Below are 18,353 nucleotides of genomic sequence, written 5' to 3'. Positions count from 1 at the left end.
CGAGTGAACATCGTCAAGCGTGGGCGCCCTGGGATTTCCCGGAAAGGTGCCTCGGTCATAGCCATCCTCGTGCCGCTGGCGCTTATCGTGCTGGGCATTGCCGCGTGGCGCGATGCGGGCGTTCAGCCGGTTACGGACCAGACTGTGGCCGTACCGCTGCCGGCGGTCGCTGCGCCGGCTGGCGGGGATGGTGCCCGGTGAAGGCGGTCCACCTGCTTGCGGGTGCCGCGCTGGCACTGACTTCGGCATGGGTGGCGGCGCAGGATTCGCCCGAATCCCTGCTTCCCAAGATGTTCGACGAGCCGGCCCCGGCACCTTCGCGCAGTGCCGCGCCCCGGCCCCAGCCATCCCGCCCGGCGGCATCGCAGGCGCCACGCCCGGCAGCCAGCGCCGCCGCAGCCACCGCGCCGCGTCCCACGGCCACGTCCACGCCGGTGGTGCAGGCGCTGCCCACCGGCACGCCTTCCGCGACGCCCACCACCCTCGCGCAGGACGACGGCACGCTGCGCCGCATTCCCAGCCTTGAAGAACTCGAACGCATGTCGCCCGAGGATTTCGAGAGCCTGCTGGGCTCCAAGGTGCTGATCGACATGCCGCCCGCCTCGCGCCGTTCCGCTGAAGAAGCCGGGCTGCTCGATGCCGAGGAAGGTGGTCTGCCGATGGATTCGCTGCGCCCGCAGAACGGCGCGCTGATCCGTACGGTGCTGAACGGCAATCGTGGACAACTGGTGTCGCGCTGGGGGCACATCCTGCTGCGCCGGGCGCTGGCCTCGCGCCTCAACCCGCCGCAGGGGATGAACGCGGCGGATTTCCTGGCGATGCGCGTCGGGCTGCTGCTGCGCATGGGCGAAACCGACGCGGCCCGCGCGGTGCTGCAGGATCTCGACATCGCGGACTATACCCCCGCGTTCGGCCAGGTCGCGTTCGACGTCTACGCCCGCAACGCCGACTTCACCGGCCTGTGCCCCGTCATGGCGACGCAGGGTTCGCTGCGGGACGATGCGGCGTGGAACACCTCGCGCACCATCTGCGAGGCGTTTCGCGGCAACAGCACGGCGGCGATTTCCAAGCTGGAGCGCGATCGCGTGCGCGGCAAGATGGACCAGATCGACCTGCTGCTTGCCCAGAAATACGCAGGTGCGGCTGGCAAGACGCGGCGCGCGGTGACGATCGAGTGGGACAAGGTCACCACGATGACCCCGTGGCGCTACGGCCTGGCCATCGGCACCGGGCTGGAGCCGCCGACATCGCTGATGAAGACCGCCGGGCCTTCGTACGATGCAATCACCGCACTCGCGCCGATGGTCGGCCTTGCGCGGCGGGCGGCGGCTGCAGATACGGCGGCGGCGACGGGCGTTCTGTCGAACGCGGCGATGGTCGATCTCTATGCGCAGGTCTTTGCAGATCCCGGCGTGACCGGCGAATGGCAGGACCGCGCCGAATCGCTGCGGGATGCCTACGTGCAGGAGGATCCGGCGGCGCGTCTGGCCGCAATGAAGTCGCTATGGAACGTCAACGGCCCCACCGCTTATGCGCGGCAGGTGCTGACCGCGGCGGCGGCGGCGCGCATGGCGCCCAGCGCTGACCTTGCCGCAGATGCGCCCGCGCTCATCGCATCGATGTTGTCTGCCGGGTACGATGCGAATGCCTTGCGCTGGTCCGGCGTGGTGGAAGCCGGATCGCGCGCATGGGGCATGCTGGTGCTGGCCGCGCCGGGTCGCGTCAACGCCGTCGATGGCGGCGCGCTGAACACTTACGCCGATGACGATGACAGCCCGGCCAAGCGGCGGTCGGCTTTCCTTGCAGCCGGTCTTGCCGCGCTTGGCCGTGCCGATCGCGGCGCGGCGGAGCGGCTCGCGGCGGAATCGGGTATGAGCATGACCGGCGAAACCCGCTGGACCCGCGCCATCGAAAGCGCTGCAGGGCGGGGCGATCAAGTCAGCGTGGCGATGCTGGCCGCGTTCGGCATGCAGGGCGACAGCTGGCAGCGTATGACGCCGCGCTACCTGTTCCATATCGTCTCTGCCCTGCGCGAAGTCGGGCTTGATGCCGAAGCGCGGATGATCGCCGCCGAGGCGGTCGCGCGGGCCTGACGCGTCATGGCCGCCGCCACCGGGCGCGACGACCTGCCTGAGCGCTTCCTCGCGATGCTGGCGGCTGAGCGCGGTGCTGCGGCCAATACGCTAGCGGCCTATCGGCGCGACCTTGAAGCGGCGCGGCAGGCGCTTGGCGATGTCGCCGGGGCCGATACGGCGGCGCTGGAGGGTCTTGGAGCCGCATGGAGCGATCTTGCCGGGTCCAGCCTTGCACGCCGCTGCTCCGCCTTGCGCCAGTTCTACGGGTTCCTGGTGGACGAAGGGCTGCGGGAGGACGACCCTTCAGGAGCCTTGCCCCGCCCACGCACCCGCCGCCCGCTGCCACGCCTGCTCAGCCATGAGGAGGTGGAGCGGTTTCTGGCGCGGGCCGATCAGGAGGCCGAGGGTGACCGCCCCGATGCGGTGCGGCTGCTGGCCCTGCTGGAGCTGCTTTACGGATCGGGGCTACGGGCGACCGAACTTGTGTCGCTGCCGCTTGCGGCCGTGCCGCGCGACGCGCCGTTCCTGCATATTACAGGCAAGGGCGGGCAGCAGCGCATGGTTCCGGTCAGCACCCGGGCCCGCGCCGTCCTGTCTCGCTGGCTGGTGCTGCGCAGAGGTAATTCGCGGTTCCTGTTCCCGTCGAGTGGTGCCAGCGGGTATCTGACGCGGGTACGGCTGTTCCAGCTTCTGCGGGGTCTGGCGGCTCGCGCCGGACTGGATCCCGAGCGCGTGTCTCCGCACGTCCTGCGCCACGCCTTCGCCACGCATCTGCTGGAAGGCGGCGCGGACCTGCGGGTGCTGCAGATGCTGCTGGGCCATGCCGACATCGCCACGACGCAGATCTACACCCACGTGGACAGCGCGAAGCTGGTGGCGCTGGTCAATTCGCGCCATCCGCTGGCGACGGGAAGGTTTTGACGGGGAACAAGCGGGGCAGGCGCCTCGTTCCTCGCATCGGTATCGATGAAGCGGTTGGCGGACCGCGTCATTGCGGCAGGACAGGAAGGGAGCGACAGGCTATGGACATCAAACGCACTTTGAAGGGCACTTGTGCGGTTTCGGCGCTTGGCCTGCTGGCGCTTGCAGGCGGTCCGGCGCGGCTGGATGCACAGGCAGCCAAGGCACCGCGCGTCTATGCGATCAGCGCGGCCGACAAGTCGCAGGGCGCCAAGGCCCATCCCGAACTGCTGGCAGAGTTCGGCGGCGCGCTGACAGGGCCCCAGGCGAGCTATGTCGAACAGGTGGGCAAGCGAATCGCGGTGCAGTCTGGCCTGTCCAACGCGACGGGCGATTTCACCGTCACGCTGCTCAACTCGCCAGTGAACAACGCCTTCGCGATTCCCGGCGGCTATATCTACGTCACGCGTCAGCTGACCGCGCTTATGAACGACGAGGCCGAGCTGGCGGGCGTGCTGGGGCATGAGGTCGGCCACGTCGCCGCACGCCATTCCGCACAGCGCCAGAAGGCGGCGCAGCGCAACCAGATACTGGGCGTGCTGGGCTCCGTACTGGCCGGCGCAGTGCTGGGCGACAACGCGCTTGGGCAGTTCGGGCAGAAGGTGTTCTCGCAAGGATCACAGCTGCTTACGCTGAAATTCTCACGTTCGCAGGAATTGCAGGCCGATCAGCTCGGCATCACGTACCTGAAGCGCGCCGGCTACGATCCGCGCGCCATGTCGAGCGTCCTTGAAAGCCTGGCGCGGCAGAACGCGCTGGAGGCGCAACTGCGTGGCAGCACCAACCAGACGCCCGAGTGGGCTTCGACTCACCCCGATCCGGCTTCACGCGTGCGATCGGCAATGACGTATGCCGGATCGGCAACGGGCGGCACGTCCAACCGCGACACGTTCCTCTCGCGGATCGACGGGCTGGTCTACGGCGACGATCCCAAGCAGGGCGTCATCGATGGCCGCAGGTTCACGCATCCGACACTGCGATTCGCGTTCGAGGCGCCGGACGGCTTCTACATGGTCAACGGAACGCAGGCGGTGACGATCAGCGGATCGTCCGGCAAGGCGCAGTTTTCCGGCGCCAAACTGTCGGGCAGCCTCGATTCGTACATCACCAATGTCTTCGCTGGCCTGACCGAATCGAATCAACCGCGAATCACGCCGTCGAGTATCGAGCGCACCACGGTGAACGGCATGACTGCGGCTTACGGCGTCGCTCGGGTGCAGCAGTCCGGCGGGGCTATCGACGTCGTGGTGTTCGCCTACGATTATGGAAACGGGCAGGCGTACCATTTCGTGGCGCTTGCGCAGGCGGGCGGGGCAGAGGTGTTCACGCCGATGTTCCGTTCGCTGCGGCGCATTTCCGCTGCGGATGCAGGCAGTGTCAAGCCGCGCGTGTTGCGGGTGCAGACCGTGAAGCAGGGCGACACCGTCCGATCGCTGGCCGCGAAGATGGCCTATACCGATGCGGCGGTGGATCGGTTCCTGGTGCTCAATGGCCTTTCTGCGGACGCAAAGCTGATTCCCGGGCAGAAGATCAAGCTGGTCACGTACTGAAAGACGCGCACATACGAGAAGGGCGGCAGGTTGCCCTGCCGCCCTTCATCTGGTGCTTCGAAGTAAGGCTTACTTCGTGGTGCCTGCGGTGACGCCGGCAGACATCTTTTCCGAGGTGGTGTTGAAGGTGGTCTTCAGCTGCGAGCCGAGGCCCTGCATGGCTGCGATCGCGGCGACGGCGATGAGAGCGGCGATCAGGCCGTATTCGATGGCGGTCGCGCCCTTTTCGTTGCGGCGCAGCTTGGCGAGAAACTTCATGGTGGTCTCCTGAAAAAAGCAGTCTTGGTGTACCCGGTCCGCCTCGCTTCAGTCTCTCTTCTGCGCCTTGGACATCCTCTATCTACGCTGCAATCGTTGACAAAGATTTAAGCGCGATCATCCTTTGGTTTGCGAAATCGCATTGCCGGAGGTGTCGAAGACGTAGTTCCATATGGCAAGGTTCTGGCCGGCCAGTGCCTGGAGCGCGACCAGCATCGCCAGGACGATGAAGGCCAGGATCAGGGCATACTCGATCGTCGTCGCACCGCGCCGATTTTCGATGATCGTCTTGAGAAGGCGATGGAGGCGCATAGTCACCGTGCTAGTTCGCGCGAGGATCGTGAAGATACCGGGGGCGCGTTAAATTGGCATTAAGGCAGGAGGCAGAGCTGGATACCCCACCCACACCCTTGATCGTGGTCGCTGCGGCGCTGCTCCGTGACGAAGAGGGCGCGCGCGGCGTTAATGTACTTATGCAGCAGCGCGATTTCGGCGGGGTGCATGGCGGCCTATGGGAATTTCCCGGAGGCAAGGTCGATCCCGGCGAAACGCCCGAAACTGCGCTGGTGCGCGAACTGACGGAGGAACTGGGCATCACGGTGGCCGTGCAGGACCTGCGCGCCGTCGGCTTTGCCAGCGGCCACACCGTTCCGCCGCATGAAGGTGGGAAGGGCCCGTCGCGCCCGCTCGTCATCCTGCTCTACGCGTGCGATGTATGGCTGGGCGAGCCACGGGCGGTGGAGGCGGCACAAGTCGCGTGGGTGGCGCGTGGGGCAATCTCAGCGCTGGACATGCCGCCGCTCGACTATCCGCTGGCAGGGGCATTGGGCCATTATTTTGAGGCTGTGGAAAAATATCGGCCACATGGCGATATAGGCGTTGACCGACGTCGATTCCCCTCCTAGAGGCAGCCCTCCAAGGCGCCCGTAGCTCAGCTGGATAGAGCATCAGACTACGAATCTGAGGGTCGGACGTTCGAATCGTTCCGGGCGCACCACTCTCCCTCTTCGGGGGGTAAGTGGTTCAGGTCTTGGGTAAAAATTGGTATGCGCCCGTAGCTCAGCTGGATAGAGCATCAGACTACGAATCTGAGGGTCGGACGTTCGAATCGTTCCGGGCGCACCATTTTACAGACTGAAAACCCCGCCCTTGCCGGCGGGGTTTTTCGTATCTGGAACCAGCGCCAGCTTATGCTTCCACGAAAAAGCCGGATGCGACATGTCGCACCCGGCCTTCGCAGACCCGCCGCAAGGGCGGGCCCTGTTCAGTAAGGCTTACTGGCCTTCGGGGGTAGTGCCCGCAGCAGCGGCAGTGCCGCCAGCGGTTGCAGCCGCATCGGCGCCCGGCTGACCGGCCGCTGCCGACTGGGTCGCCTTGGCGAAGTCGGCAGCGCTCATGCCGAGGGCCAGCGAACCGTCGGCCCCCAGGCCCAAGTAGGACTTCTTGAGCTGTGCCGAAGACCCGCCGCTAAGTGCGAGGGTGACGTTGTCGCCTTCAACCTTGCTGACGGTGCCGAGCACGACACCGTCGCTGCTCTTGATCGGAGCATCGGCGACGATGGCCGCGTCCTTGGCGGCGGTATTTTCAGCCTTGGCGCCGTTCACAGCCGATTCCAGCTCCGCCTTGGTCATGCCGATGGTCAGGCCCTTGTCGCGCGTCACGAAGGCGTTCAGCGGAAGCCCCGCGCGCGCCGTGCCGGTGGATACGGTGACGACACCGTTCTGCACGGCTTCGACAGTGCCCACTTCCGCGCCCGAGGCGTCGAAGACCTTGGCACCAGCGGTCGGGTTGGCTGCAGCCGTCGCTGCGGGAGCCGCAGTCGGGGCAGGGGCTGCTTGCGCCATCACGGCGGCGGGAGCAAGGGCAGCAGCGGCGATCGCGGCGGTGATGAGGGTTTTCTTCATGGCGTACTCCTTGTCTTGCCGGGCCGTGGGAGGTCGGACCCGGAACAAGCCCCCCTGAAGGGGCGAGAAATGCGGCCTGACGTGCCGTGGCACTTCAGGCTGGGTGCGTCCCATCCGGCTTGCGCCGGACTTGCCGGGTCGAACGTATCGGCCGTGGCAGCAGGGTGCCGGATGGGTATAGTCAGGCAAATTCAGCGCGGGGTGAACGGTTGCGCAAACAAGGGGCGAGCCGAGACTTCCGCACGGTGAATGGCATTCGGCTTGTGGAAAAGAACGGAAATCCGCCATTCCGTGTGCACACTAATGGAACTAGCGATGGTTTGAGGGCTTCAACCGGGGTGGTGGAAGCTCCAGGTGGAAGACATGGACGACAAGAGGGACGAAGGCGCTGCGCCTTCGGCGTGGCGGTTTGCCATGGCGACGCGCGCGCGCGTGGTGATCGACGCGGCAGACTATTTCGAGGCGATCCGTGAAACGATGGAAGGTGCTCGCCAGCGCATCTTCATGATCGGATGGGACTTCGATTCTCGCATCCTGCTCACGTCCGGAAGGCGGTGGTGGCAGAAGGGGCGGCGGCGCAAGTTTCCGGCGCGGCTCGGCTCGTTCATGCTGTGGCTGGTCAAGCGCAATCCGCAGCTGGAGATCCGGCTGCTGAAATGGAACGTGGCCATGCTCAAGTACCTGTTCCGGGGTACGATGCTGTTCGACGTGGTGCGCTGGGCCAAGCACCCACGCATCGATTTCAAGTTCGATTCGGCGCATCCCGTAGGGTGCAGTCATCACCAGAAGATAGTGGTCATCGACGACGTCGTGGCAGCCTGCGGGGGCATCGACATGACCTCCGATCGCTGGGATACGCCGGACCACCTGCCCCACGACAAGCGCCGCCGTCGTCCCACCGGCAGGCTCTATGGCCCGTGGCATGACATAACGATGATGCTGGAAGGGGACGTTGCGGCCAGCCTTGGCGAATTGGGTCGCGATCGCTGGAAGGTGGCGGGGGGCGAGGCGCTCCAGCCCTGTCTTCCGCGCCAGGACAGTCCCTGGCCCGAGGGTCTGACCGCCCAGTTCGAGAACGTCGAGGTGGGCATCGCCCGTACCCGCGCCGAGTACGGCGATTGCCCGCAAGTCAACGAGATCGAGCAGCTGTTCATAGAGCAGATCGCGCGCGTGAAGACCTTCATGTATGCCGAAACGCAGTATTTCGCCTCGCGCGCCATCGCGGAAGCGATCTGCAAGCGCCTGACCGAAGAGAACCCGCCCGAGTTCTTTATTGTCAACCCGCGCACGGCGGACGGGTGGCTGGAGCAGCAGGCGATGGATACCGCACGCGTGCAGCTGGTGGAAACGCTGCAGGCGGTGGATCACAGGGGCGCTTTCCATATCTACAATCCGATGACTACGGAGGGAGAGCCGATCTACGTCCACGCCAAGCTGACCATCATCGATGATGAGGTGCTGCGCGTCGGCTCGGCCAACATGAACAACCGGTCGATGGGGTTGGACAGCGAATGCGACGTCTTCATCGACGTGACGCGGCCCGCCAACGCCCATGTCGATCCTGCCACCATCACCGCGCTGCGCCTGCGGCTGCTGGCCGAACATTGCGGCATCGCGGAGGAGGAAGTGGCCGAAGGGATAGAGCGCCATGGCTCGATGACCGCCATGGTAGAGGCGCTCAACCGCGATGGAGCCAGAGCCGGGCGCAAATATCTCGAACCCTTGCCCTTGAAGAACCTCTCGGAAGCTGAAAGAGCAATCGGCGAAAGCGGGGTGCTCGATCCGGAACGCCCCGATGAGATGTTCGAGCCTGTCGCGCAGCGCGGTCTGTTCCGTCGCAAGGGGCACCTGATCCGGGCGCGGCTGAAGGCGAAGTTGAAAAGGAACAAGTCGGATGAGCAGTCTGGTCGGTCCCGATGAGGACAATCCCCTCGGCAAGCCGCAAGTGCCCGAGCATGTCCAGGATGCCGTCCGCACGCTGATCGAATGGGCCGGTGACGATCCGACCCGGGAAGGCCTGATCGACACGCCCAAGCGGGTCGCGCGCGCCTGGCTGGAATATTGCCAGGGCTATCAGGAGGATCCGGCGATCCACCTCAGCCGCATCTTCGAGGAAGTGGGCGGCTACGACGAGGTTGTCCTGTTGAAGGACATCCCGTTCCAGTCGCACTGCGAACATCACATGGCGCCGATCATCGGCAAGGCTGCGATCGCGTACCTGCCGCGCAATCACGTCGTCGGGATTTCCAAGCTGGCGCGCGTGCTTCACGGGTTTGCGCGGCGCTTGCAGATCCAGGAGCGACTGACTGCCGAAGTGGCGCAGTGCATCTGGCAGCACCTGAAGCCGCAGGGCGTCGCCGTGGTGATCGAGGCGAACCATGCCTGCATGACGGCGCGCGGCGTGCGTACGCCCGGCGTCGGCATGATCACCAGCCGCATGATGGGCACTTTCCTGGAGGACGAACGCTCCCGCAAGGAAGTGCTCAGCCTGATGGGTTACTGACCGCTTCGGGAAAAGGCGCTTGAACCGGCACGCGGGGAAAGCCAGAGGCGCGCGTCCGGGCGCGACTTTCCGGTGGGCAGGCAGGAATGATCGGGCAGATGCGTAGCGGGGGGCCAGATGAGGGGAATTTGCAGGACGGCCTGACGACTGCGCTGCGTGTAGCCTGCCTGCTCGTCCCGGCAATGATGCTGTATGTCTTGCTGCGCCGACCGATCTGGGACGTCGACATCTTCTGGCAGCTCAAGCTGGGCGAACTGATCCTCGATCGCGGCGGCCCGCTGGCCACGGAGCCATTCGCGGCTTTGCACATGGATGAGCCGCTGCCTGCCGTCGCCTGGGCCGGACAGGCATTGATGGCGCTGGTGCGCAGGGCAGGGGGCTGGGATCTGCTGCGCCTGTTCGATGCGTTATGCTGGCTGGGCGGGTTCTGGGCAGTGGCGATGGCATGCCGCGTTCGCGGCGCCACTGCGGGAGCGGTGGCCCTGGCATTGGCGCTTGCCTTCATCGTCACCATGACCACCGCCAGCATCAGGCCGCAGACGTTCGGATGCCTGTGCTTCGGGCTGCTGCTGGCGCTGCGACAGCTGGACTATCGGCCGATCACGACGATCGCGCTGGGGGCGCCGCTGCTGGTCGTCTGGCAGAACCTTCACCCTTCGGTAAGCGTCGGTGTCGCGGCGATGACCTTTGCGTCTGTGCCGGGCTGGCTCGGATGGCTGCGCGGGCGAGCAGCCATGCCGGTTGCGCCGACCGCGCTGGCGGCAATCGGAACCGCTGCGATGTTCGCGACGCCTGACGGGTGGAACACCCTTGCCGTCGCCGCGACCAACGCCCGGGCCAGCATCGCCATCGGCGCCAGCGAATGGTTTCCGTTGTGGATTCCGGCCAACCAGCCCAAGGCCGTGCTGGCGGCGCTGGTCGTCCTTGTCACCGCATGGCTCATCGCGCGGTCTCGTCGCTTCGATGCGTCGGAAGTCGCAGTGGCGCTGGGATTGCTGCTGATGGCGGTCATGACATACCGCTTCGTGCTGTTCTGGGGCATGGCGATGATCCCCGTGATCGCCCGCGCAGTTACAGGCGGGGGCGGCAGCAGGGCCACAGGTCCGGATCGCCGCGAAGTGGGCGTGGTGCTCGGATCGATCCTGCTGGTGGCGCTGGTCATGCCGGTGCTGCAGCCGACACGCTTTGCCCCCACGCTGCCGCTCGACGCCTTGCAGCATCTGCGCCAATATCCGGTGAAGGGCACGATCTATGGCGACTTCCCATTCGGCGGGGCCATCATCGACACCGGCTATCCCGACTGGAAGGTGGCTTACGACGGTCGCTATTACCGCTACACGCGGGAGGAGTGGCAGTACAACGGCGGGATCGAAAACGGCATCGTCCCGCTGGTGGACGTGGTGCGCAAGTGGAACCCGGCCGCCTTCGTGCTGGACGAACGCCACAACCGCCCGCTGGCAAAGGCGCTGGCCAACAGCCGCGCCTGGCAGCGGATCTATGCGGGGGGCCACGTCGTCGTCTACGTGCCGCGCATCGTCAGTCGCCGCAGCCGATGAAAAAGGCGATCTCCCCGCAGGAAGGCCGCCCTTTCATTCTGTTATGCTCGAACGCTCACAGCTGGCCGAGCAGGTAATCCGCCGAGCTGACTTCGAACGTGCCGGGCGCCTCGACGTTGATCTGCGAGACGACACCGTTGTCCACAACCATGGAGTAACGCTGGCTGCGGGTGCCCATGCCGAAGCCCGAGCCGTCCATGACCAGATCCACCGCCTTGGCGAAGTCGGCATTGCCGTCAGCCAGCAGCGTGACGTTCTCGGCCTCGGAAACCTTGCCCCAGGCGCCCATCACGAAGGCATCGTTGACGGACACGCAGGCGATCTCGTCGATGCCCTTCGCCTTCAGTTCTTCAGCCTTTTCGACAAAACCCGGCAAGTGCTTGGCCGAACAGGTCGGGGTAAATGCGCCCGGCACTGCGAACAGCGCCACCTTCTTGCCGGCGAAGTATTCGGAAGACTGCACCGGCTCGGGACCGCTTTCGCCGACCTTGATGAGCTTTACGTCGGGCAGGGTGTCGCCCACGGCGATGGTCATGACATTCGTCCTTTCGTGACGGGGAATTGCGTTGCCCCGCAGATATAGGGCACGTCGCCGTGTGGGCAACCGGCACCGCACAGGCAAAGGCGAACGCGGCGGATATAAAGATATCTTTATATTTGCTTCGGGCGGGCTGAGCGGGTAGGGACGCGACATTGCCGGCATCGTTGGTGGTCTTCACCACGGGCGGTCCCGGCGTGACGCTATCCAATGGAGACCCAAGTGGCCACCACCATCGCCCCCGACTATGCCATCACCGACATCGGCCTTGCCGACTTCGGTCGCACCGAGATCGCCATCGCTGAAACCGAAATGCCGGGCCTGATGGCTCTGCGCGAGGAATTCAGCGCGTCGCAGCCGCTCAAGGGCGCGCGCATCACCGGCTCGCTGCACATGACGATCCAGACCGCCGTGCTGATCGAGACGCTGGTCGCGCTGGGCGCAGAGGTCCGCTGGGCCACCTGCAACATCTTCTCCACCCAGGATCACGCCGCTGCCGCGATCGCTGCTGCCGGAATCCCCGTTTACGCGATCAAGGGTGAATCGCTGGCGGACTACTGGGACTATGTCGGCAAGATCTTCGACTGGTCGAGCGAGGGCAACCCGGACCTCACCGCCAACCTCATCCTCGACGACGGCGGCGACGCCACCATGTTCGCACTGTGGGGCGCGCGCGTCGAAGCGGGCGAAAAGCTGTTCGAGCCCAGCAATGCCGAGGAAATCGAGTTCGTCCGCGCGCTCAACGCCTTCCTCAAGGCAAAGCCCGGCTACCTGACCGCCAGCGTCAAGGCGATCAAGGGCGTGTCGGAAGAAACCACCACCGGCGTCCACCGCCTGTACCATCTGGCGAAGGACGGCAAGCTGCCGTTCCCCGCGATCAACGTGAACGACTCGGTTACCAAGTCGAAGTTCGACAACCTCTACGGCTGCCGTGAATCGCTGGTCGACGCGATCCGCCGCGCCACCGACGTGATGCTGGCCGGCAAGGTCGCCTGCGTCGCCGGCTTCGGTGACGTCGGCAAGGGCTCGGCTGCTTCGCTCCGCAACGGCGGCGCGCGCGTTCTGGTTACCGAAATCGATCCCATCTGCGCCCTGCAGGCCGCCATGGAAGGCTACGAGGTCGTCACCATGGAAGATGCCGTCGCGCGTGCCGACATCTTCGTGACGGCCACCGGCAACGAAGCCGTCATCACCGGCGAGCACATGGCCGCGATGAAGGACAAGGCGATCGTCTCGAACATCGGCCACTTCGACTCCGAGATCCAGATTTCCGCGCTCGACAATTACGAGTGGAAGGAAGTGAAGCCGGGCACCGACCTCGTCACGTTCCCGGACGGCAAGCAGATCATCATCCTGGCCAAGGGCCGCTTGGTGAACCTCGGCTGCGCCACCGGCCACCCCAGCTTCGTGATGTCGGCCAGCTTCACCAACCAGACGCTGGCGCAGATCGAACTGTTCACCAAGAGCGACGAGTACAAGAACGACGTCTACGTGCTGCCCAAGCACCTCGACGAGAAGGTCGCCGCGCTGCACCTTGAAAAGCTGGGCGTGAAGCTGACTAGGCTGTCGAAGAAGCAGGCCGACTACATCGGTGTGCCGGAAGCCGGCCCGTTCAAGCCGGACCACTACCGCTACTGATCGGACAAGCGGTGCGCCCTGAAAAGGGTGCACCGTCGTCGGATGGAACAACACCCGGGAGCGGCAGCGCCGCTTCCGGGTGTTGTTGTGTGTGAGATCATCTATGGCTGCTTGCGGCGCTTTGAGGCCCTTGCTTCGCTTGAGTTGCACTGGCACCAAGTTAACATGACCGAGCCTCTTCAAATCATCGCGACCGACGTGCTTTATTACCATGAGGCTGACGAGAGAGCCTTTTTTGAGTGGCTGGACCGCATGGCGTGTGTCGCGGATTACCATGGCGAATTGAGGGATTTGTTCATCAACCTCAACCGATTCCCAACAGACGATGATATGTGGGAGATAATCGGATTCTGCCGCAGGTACGGCGTTAAAATGGCGCAGCTTGCAAAATTCGAGACGCCTGAAAACACTGCATGGCTACGTGACGATACGATGATTTGGCACCGAGAAATCTTCGGCGGCCTGAGCGAACGGAATGGCAACTAGCCCCGAAGCCTGCCATCAACAGGGCGCACTCCAGCGCCCAGTCTCCATCCAGATCAGGAAGCGCTTGAGTGGCAACAGCCACACCACGCCCAGCACGATGTAGACAGGAGTCTGTGCCAGCGCGTTCCATCCGCCGATTACCGGGGGAACATAGCTGGCGACCAGCATCGCGTAGACCCCCAGCGCCACTACCAGCAGCAGTACCCCAAAGGGGATTCGCCAGGTCGGTGTCTCGCGCATGTGGGGCCTCTCTTATCCGTTGTATATCCGCGTCGGCGTGACCACGGCGGCGAGGGGCCGGTCGTGAGGTTCGACCGGCAGTTTCTCGGCCAACTGACAGTCCCATGCAAGCCCGATTGCGGTCACGCCTGGATGTGCTGCCAGCCAGCGGTCGTAATGGCCGCCGCCCTGGCCCAGCCGGTGTCCCCGCGCCGTGAAGGCGACCAGCGGCACCACCACTACGTCGGGCTTTGCCGGTTCGGCATCTTCGGCGGGTTGCAGCGCACGCCAGGGGCCGGGTTCAAGGCTCGCTTCATCCCAGGGATTGTCCCAAAGACGGAACCCCATGGCGCTATCGCGCGTGGCGAAGAAGGGAAGCGCGATACGGTGCCCGTTTTCGGACAGCCAGCGCGCCCAACCGATCGAGGGCGCTTCCGAGCCCGCCGGGTGGTACAGGCCGACCGTCGCGCCTTCCGGGATAAGCTCCAGCACAGGCGCTGGCGGTCGATTGAGGATCAGCGCGCGCAGGTTTTGCGGCAGGGCCTCTACATGGGCGACGCGCGCCTGACGGTAATTTCTGCGGAGCGCAGCCTTTTCAGCTGCCAGATCGAATGGGGGTGACGGGTCCACCATGGGTCGTTTCCTAGAAATCCTCTGACGCCTCGACGTCAGGTGGGGACCATGTGTTCCGGACCAGGATCCGGGCAGGGACAGCCCCCAATGGATTGCTTATAGCCTCAGGGATGTTCGAACGGCACGTGCCGGGCAGATCCCGTCTTGCCCTATCTAGGCGTTCGCGGCTTCAGTCTCAAGAAGGTCGGCAAGATTTTCGACACGCGCCGCGATCTTTACCAGCCGTTCCGCGAAAGGCGCCGGGATTGCCGGCACTTCGATGGGCAGCGTGGGTTGCGGTTCGGGGCGTGAGCGCAGTTCGTGCAGTTCGTCGGCCATCATCAGCGCCGCGAACAGCAGCATTCGCGTCTCGGTCTGCCCGACTGCGCCGGAGGCCGTCACCTTCGAATCGATGAGGCGCGCCAGCCGCAGGACATGCGCTTCCTCTCCATCGGCGCAGGCAAGCATGAATTCGCGGCCGCCGATGCCAAGCGTAACGTTGCCCATCAGATATCCTCCTCCGGAGCCTGCTCAGGGCGGGCGGCAACCGCCAGCAGTTCGTCCAGCCCGGCAAGGGATTGGGCCACGCTGGCTTTCAATGCGTCATGGCGGCGTCGCAGATCGCCGTCGCGGGCGACGCAGGCAGGCGCGGCACCTTCGATACGCGACAAGGCAGCCTCGATCCGGTCCAGCGCCAGCAGCGACAGCGCCAAAGGGGTTGGGGCTGTCGGAGCAGGGGGGGCAGCCCCGACCCGATCTTTGTGCGGGTTGGTCATCGGGTTGCGCTGCGCCGCTCCGTGCGCAGGGGCAAGGACTTGGCGCGGGTTGTTCACAACCTTCTCATTCATTTCCGCTCCAAGGGTGCGCGACATGCGACGGAACGCGAATTAATGATGGCCGTACGCCGGGGGAGGGTGAAAACCGGCGGTGAACTTGACGCGGGACGGCCTCTGCCTAAAGGGGGTCGCGAAATACGAATCGTAGCCGCATTTCCGCGCGTACCCGGAGTAATCCCATGACCCTCGCTTCCGACCGTCTTGCGCCGATGGCCAATGCCATCCGGGCGCTTTCGATGGACGCGGTTCAGGCTGCGAACAGCGGCCACCCCGGCATGCCGATGGGCATGGCCGATGTTGCCACGGTGCTTTTCGCCAAGTTCCTCAAGTTCGATCCCGCCAACCCCAAGTGGGCGGACCGCGACCGCTTCGTGCTTTCGGCGGGCCACGGCTCGATGCTGATCTACTCGCTGCTGCACCTGACCGGCTATGCCAGCCCGACGCTGGACGACATCAGGAACTTCCGTCAGCTGGGATCAGTCTGCGCCGGCCACCCTGAGAACTTCCTGATCGAAGGCGTGGAGTGCACAACCGGGCCGCTGGGCCAGGGCGTGGCCATGGCCGTGGGCATGGCCATGGCAGAGCGTCATCTGGCCGCGACCTTCGGTGACGAGATCGTCGATCACAACACCTGGGTCATCGCCGGTGACGGCTGCCTGATGGAAGGCGTGAACCACGAAGCGATCGGTCTGGCTGGCACGCTCAAGCTGGGGCGCCTCAAGGTGCTGTGGGACGACAACAAGATCACCATCGATGGCGACGCCTCGCTGTCGACTTCGGAAGACATCCCGGGCCGCTACCGCGCTTCGGGCTGGGACGTGTTCGAGTGCGACGGCCATGATTTCGCCGATATCGAGCGGGCGCTGGGCCAGGCCGCCGCTTCGGACAAGCCGACGCTGGTTGCCTGCCGCACGCTGATCGGCAAGGGCGCTCCCAACAAGGAAGGCGGCCACGACGTTCACGGCTCGCCGCTGGGCGACGCCGAGATCGCCGCTACCCGTGCGAACATCGGCTGGACTTCGGAGCCGTTCGAGATCCCTTCGGAGATCGCTGCCGACTGGCACCTGATCGGCAAGCGCAACACCGCCGTCCGTCAGGAATGGGAAGCGCGCCTCGCCGTCCATCCGAATAAGGCCGAATTCGAGCGCCGCATGGCAGGCGACCTGCCCTCGGGTGACGAAGCCGCGAAGACCTTCGCCAGCTGGCTTGAGAATGAAAGCACCGTGGCCACCCGCAAGGCGTCGGAAAACGTGCTCAACGTCCTTGCTCCGCTGGTGCCCGAAATGGTCGGCGGATCGGCGGACCTTACCGGATCGAACAACACCAAGGCCAAGTGCCAGTCGGCGTTTTCGGCAGAGGACTATGCCGGTCGCTACGTCTACTACGGCATCCGTGAATTCGGCATGTCGGCGGCGATGAACGGCATGGCGCTGCACGGCGGCGTGATCCCTTACGGCGGCACGTTCCTGATCTTCTCGGACTATGCCCGCAACGCGATCCGCATGTCGGCGCTGCAGCAGACCCGCGTGATCTACGTGCTGACGCATGACAGCATCGGCCTTGGCGAAGATGGCCCGACGCACCAGCCGGTCGAAACGGTCATGTCGCTGCGCCTCATCCCTAACCTCAACGTGTTCCGCCCGGCGGACGTGATCGAGACGGCGGAATGCTGGCAGATCGCGCTGGGCAGCGCGGAGACGCCCTCGGTCCTGGCGCTGACCCGCCAGAACCTGCCGCAGCTGCGCACTTCGGGCACGATGCTGTCGGCGCGCGGCGCCTACACGCTGCGCCGTGCCGAAGGCGACCGCAAGGTGATCCTGATCGCCACCGGTTCCGAAGTGGAACTGGCGGTCAAGGTGCGCGACGCGCTGCAGGGCCAGGGCATTGGCGCAGATGTGGTTTCCATGCCCTGCATGGAACTTTTCGCGGCCCAGGACGCTGCCTACAAGCACGAAGTCCTGCCGAACGACCCGTCGATCCTGCGCGTCTCGATCGAGGCGGGCGTGACTCACGGTTGGGAACGCTTCACCGCATTCAGCCGCAACGGCGGCCTCAACATCGGGCTGGACCGCTTCGGCGCGTCTGCCCCGGCCAAGGTTCTGTTCGAGCGTTTCGGCTTCACCGTCGATGCGATCGTGCCGCAGATTCTGGAAAAGCTCAGCGTCTAAGTCTAAGAGGAGATTAGGATTATGGCGATCAAGGTTGCGATCAACGGTTTCGGACGTATTGGACGCAATGTCGCCCGCGCCATTCTGGAGCGGACCGACCATGACCTGGAACTGGTGTCGATCAACGACCTTGCCAGCGCCAAGGCCAATGCCCTCCTCTTCAAGCGTGACAGCGTCCACGGTGCGTTTGCGGGCACTGTCGAAGTCGACGGCGACGACCTGATCGTCAACGGCAAGCGCATCAAGGTGACGGCGGAGCGCGATCCCGCGAACCTGCCGCATGCCGCCAACGGCATCGACATCGCGCTGGAATGCACCGGCTTCTTCACCGACAAGGCTTCCGCGTCGAAGCACATCGAAGCCGGTGCCAAGCGCGTGCTGATCTCGGCTCCGGCCAAGAACGTCGACCTCACCGTCGTCTACGGCGTCAACCACGACCAGCTCACCGCTGAGCATACCGTGGTGTCGAACGCATCGTGCACCACCAACTGCCTCGCGCCCTTCGCCAAGGTTCTGCACGAGAAGATCGGTATCGAGCGCGGTCTGATGACCACGATCCATTCGTACACCAACGACCAGAAGATCCTCGACCAGATCCACTCTGACCCGCGCCGCGCCCGCGCCGCTGCGATGAACATGATCCCCACCAGCACCGGCGCCGCCGTTGCCGTGGGCTTGGTTCTGCCCGATCTGAAGGGCAAGCTGGACGGTTCTTCGATCCGCGTGCCGACCCCAAACGTCTCGGTCGTGGACCTGACTTTCGTGCCGCAGCGCGACACTACGGCGGAAGAGGTGAACGCTCTGCTCAAGGAAGCGGCAGAGGGCGAACTGAAGGGCGTGCTCGGCTACACCGAGGAGCCGCTGGTCTCGATCGACTTCAACCACGATGCACACTCGTCCACCATCGACAGCCTTGAAACCGCCGTGCTCGAAGGCAAGCTGGTGCGCGTGCTGTCGTGGTACGACAACGAGTGGGGCTTCTCGAACCGCATGGTCGATACGGCCGGCGTGATCGGCGGCCTGCTCTGAGGCCATAGATGGAGACGGGCC

General features: G+C 64.9%; 20 protein-coding genes and 2 tRNA genes. 14 read left to right on the top strand and 8 right to left on the bottom strand.

What is annotated here, in order from left to right; all coding sequences use genetic code 11:
- Nucleotides 1-3: 3 nt before the first annotated feature.
- The 4 genes from GGR40_RS04130 to GGR40_RS04115 all read left to right on the top strand — a co-directional run bounded on the left by GGR40_RS04130 (nucleotide 4) and on the right by GGR40_RS04115 (nucleotide 4,585).
- Nucleotides 4-201: a hypothetical protein gene (locus tag GGR40_RS04130; RefSeq protein ID WP_429274909.1), complete on the top strand. Its 198-nt coding sequence runs from the start codon at nucleotides 4-6 to the stop codon at nucleotides 199-201.
- Nucleotides 198-2,093, top strand: coding sequence for a hypothetical protein (locus tag GGR40_RS04125; RefSeq protein WP_429274908.1), 1,896 nt, complete (start codon nucleotides 198-200; stop codon nucleotides 2,091-2,093). Before GGR40_RS04130 ends, GGR40_RS04125 begins: the two co-directional genes overlap by 4 nt.
- A 6-nt stretch (nucleotides 2,094-2,099) precedes the next feature.
- Complete coding sequence (locus tag GGR40_RS04120; protein ID WP_429274907.1) at nucleotides 2,100-2,996, top strand: tyrosine recombinase; 897 nt, start codon at nucleotides 2,100-2,102, stop codon at nucleotides 2,994-2,996.
- 101 nt (nucleotides 2,997-3,097) lie between these two features.
- Nucleotides 3,098-4,585: a M48 family metalloprotease gene (locus tag GGR40_RS04115; protein ID WP_429274906.1), complete on the top strand. Its 1,488-nt coding sequence runs from the start codon at nucleotides 3,098-3,100 to the stop codon at nucleotides 4,583-4,585.
- 69 nt (nucleotides 4,586-4,654) lie between these two features.
- Here GGR40_RS04115 and GGR40_RS04110 read toward each other — a convergent pair whose 3' ends face one another.
- Complete coding sequence (locus tag GGR40_RS04110) at nucleotides 4,655-4,843, bottom strand: Flp family type IVb pilin (protein WP_429274905.1); 189 nt, start codon at nucleotides 4,841-4,843, stop codon at nucleotides 4,655-4,657.
- Between the two features lie 117 nt (nucleotides 4,844-4,960).
- On the bottom strand, nucleotides 4,961-5,155 hold the full coding sequence (locus tag GGR40_RS04105; protein WP_429275218.1) for a Flp family type IVb pilin: 195 nt from the start codon (nucleotides 5,153-5,155) through the stop codon (nucleotides 4,961-4,963).
- A gap of 53 nt (nucleotides 5,156-5,208) precedes the next feature.
- Between GGR40_RS04105 and GGR40_RS04100 the strand changes: the two genes are divergently transcribed.
- The 3 genes from GGR40_RS04100 to GGR40_RS04090 all read left to right on the top strand — a co-directional run bounded on the left by GGR40_RS04100 (nucleotide 5,209) and on the right by GGR40_RS04090 (nucleotide 5,968).
- On the top strand, nucleotides 5,209-5,748 hold the full coding sequence (locus GGR40_RS04100; protein ID WP_429274904.1) for a (deoxy)nucleoside triphosphate pyrophosphohydrolase: 540 nt from the start codon (nucleotides 5,209-5,211) through the stop codon (nucleotides 5,746-5,748).
- A 15-nt stretch (nucleotides 5,749-5,763) separates the two neighbouring features.
- Nucleotides 5,764-5,840: transfer RNA gene (locus GGR40_RS04095), tRNA-Arg, on the top strand.
- Nucleotides 5,841-5,891: 51 nt separating this feature from the next.
- Nucleotides 5,892-5,968 (top strand) — tRNA-Arg (locus tag GGR40_RS04090).
- 149 nt (nucleotides 5,969-6,117) lie between these two features.
- Here the strand turns inward: GGR40_RS04090 and GGR40_RS04085 are convergent.
- Complete coding sequence (locus tag GGR40_RS04085) at nucleotides 6,118-6,747, bottom strand: hypothetical protein (protein ID WP_429274903.1); 630 nt, start codon at nucleotides 6,745-6,747, stop codon at nucleotides 6,118-6,120.
- Nucleotides 6,748-7,110: 363 nt separating this feature from the next.
- Here GGR40_RS04085 and GGR40_RS04080 point away from each other — a divergent pair, with 363 nt between their 5' ends.
- From GGR40_RS04080 to GGR40_RS04070, 3 genes are all read left to right on the top strand, one after another.
- Nucleotides 7,111-8,667: a phospholipase D-like domain-containing protein gene (locus tag GGR40_RS04080; RefSeq protein WP_429274902.1), complete on the top strand. Its 1,557-nt coding sequence runs from the start codon at nucleotides 7,111-7,113 to the stop codon at nucleotides 8,665-8,667.
- Nucleotides 8,642-9,250: a GTP cyclohydrolase I FolE gene (folE, locus tag GGR40_RS04075; RefSeq protein WP_429274901.1), complete on the top strand. Its 609-nt coding sequence runs from the start codon at nucleotides 8,642-8,644 to the stop codon at nucleotides 9,248-9,250. The genes GGR40_RS04080 and folE overlap by 26 nt, the downstream gene beginning before the upstream one ends.
- 182 nt (nucleotides 9,251-9,432) lie before the next feature.
- Entirely contained in the window at nucleotides 9,433-10,806 is a 1,374-nt protein-coding gene (locus tag GGR40_RS04070) for a hypothetical protein (protein ID WP_429274900.1), read from the top strand.
- A 55-nt stretch (nucleotides 10,807-10,861) separates the two neighbouring features.
- Here the strand turns inward: GGR40_RS04070 and GGR40_RS04065 are convergent, their stop codons facing one another.
- The gene (locus tag GGR40_RS04065) at nucleotides 10,862-11,341 is read right to left on the bottom strand and encodes a peroxiredoxin (protein ID WP_429274899.1); all 480 of its coding nucleotides are present in this window, start codon (nucleotides 11,339-11,341) and stop codon (nucleotides 10,862-10,864) included.
- A 225-nt stretch (nucleotides 11,342-11,566) separates the two neighbouring features.
- Here GGR40_RS04065 and ahcY point away from each other — a divergent pair, with 225 nt between their 5' ends.
- Nucleotides 11,567-12,982 carry an adenosylhomocysteinase gene (gene ahcY / locus GGR40_RS04060; protein ID WP_429274898.1) on the top strand — a complete coding sequence of 472 codons (1,416 nt, stop codon included), beginning with the start codon at nucleotides 11,567-11,569 and terminating at the stop codon, nucleotides 12,980-12,982.
- Nucleotides 12,983-13,024: 42 nt separating this feature from the next.
- The gene (locus GGR40_RS04055) at nucleotides 13,025-13,468 is read left to right on the top strand and encodes a hypothetical protein (protein WP_429274897.1); all 444 of its coding nucleotides are present in this window, start codon (nucleotides 13,025-13,027) and stop codon (nucleotides 13,466-13,468) included.
- A gap of 15 nt (nucleotides 13,469-13,483) precedes the next feature.
- Here the strand turns inward: GGR40_RS04055 and GGR40_RS04050 are convergent, their stop codons facing one another.
- From GGR40_RS04050 to GGR40_RS04035, 4 genes are all read right to left on the bottom strand, one after another.
- The gene (locus GGR40_RS04050; RefSeq protein WP_429274896.1) at nucleotides 13,484-13,708 is read right to left on the bottom strand and encodes a DUF2842 domain-containing protein; all 225 of its coding nucleotides are present in this window, start codon (nucleotides 13,706-13,708) and stop codon (nucleotides 13,484-13,486) included.
- A gap of 12 nt (nucleotides 13,709-13,720) precedes the next feature.
- Entirely contained in the window at nucleotides 13,721-14,320 is a 600-nt protein-coding gene (locus GGR40_RS04045) for a 5-formyltetrahydrofolate cyclo-ligase (RefSeq protein WP_429274895.1), read from the bottom strand.
- A 153-nt stretch (nucleotides 14,321-14,473) separates the two neighbouring features.
- Nucleotides 14,474-14,806, bottom strand: coding sequence for a cell division protein ZapA (locus tag GGR40_RS04040; protein ID WP_429274894.1), 333 nt, complete (start codon nucleotides 14,804-14,806; stop codon nucleotides 14,474-14,476).
- Entirely contained in the window at nucleotides 14,806-15,147 is a 342-nt protein-coding gene (locus tag GGR40_RS04035) for a hypothetical protein (protein ID WP_429274893.1), read from the bottom strand. The genes GGR40_RS04040 and GGR40_RS04035 overlap by 1 nt, the downstream gene beginning before the upstream one ends.
- A gap of 167 nt (nucleotides 15,148-15,314) precedes the next feature.
- Between GGR40_RS04035 and tkt the strand changes: the two genes are divergently transcribed.
- Entirely contained in the window at nucleotides 15,315-17,303 is a 1,989-nt protein-coding gene (gene tkt / locus GGR40_RS04030) for a transketolase (RefSeq protein ID WP_429274892.1), read from the top strand.
- A 21-nt stretch (nucleotides 17,304-17,324) separates the two neighbouring features.
- Nucleotides 17,325-18,332: a type I glyceraldehyde-3-phosphate dehydrogenase gene (gap, locus tag GGR40_RS04025; protein WP_429274891.1), complete on the top strand. Its 1,008-nt coding sequence runs from the start codon at nucleotides 17,325-17,327 to the stop codon at nucleotides 18,330-18,332.
- Nucleotides 18,333-18,353 lie beyond the last annotated feature (21 nt).

Source organism: Novosphingobium gossypii, from assembly GCF_050433305.1.
GTDB classification, from domain to species: Bacteria; Pseudomonadota; Alphaproteobacteria; order Sphingomonadales; family Sphingomonadaceae; genus Novosphingobium; species Novosphingobium gossypii.
Note: the sequence above shows the minus strand (reverse complement) of the source record. Positions and strands in the feature narration are given on the sequence as shown.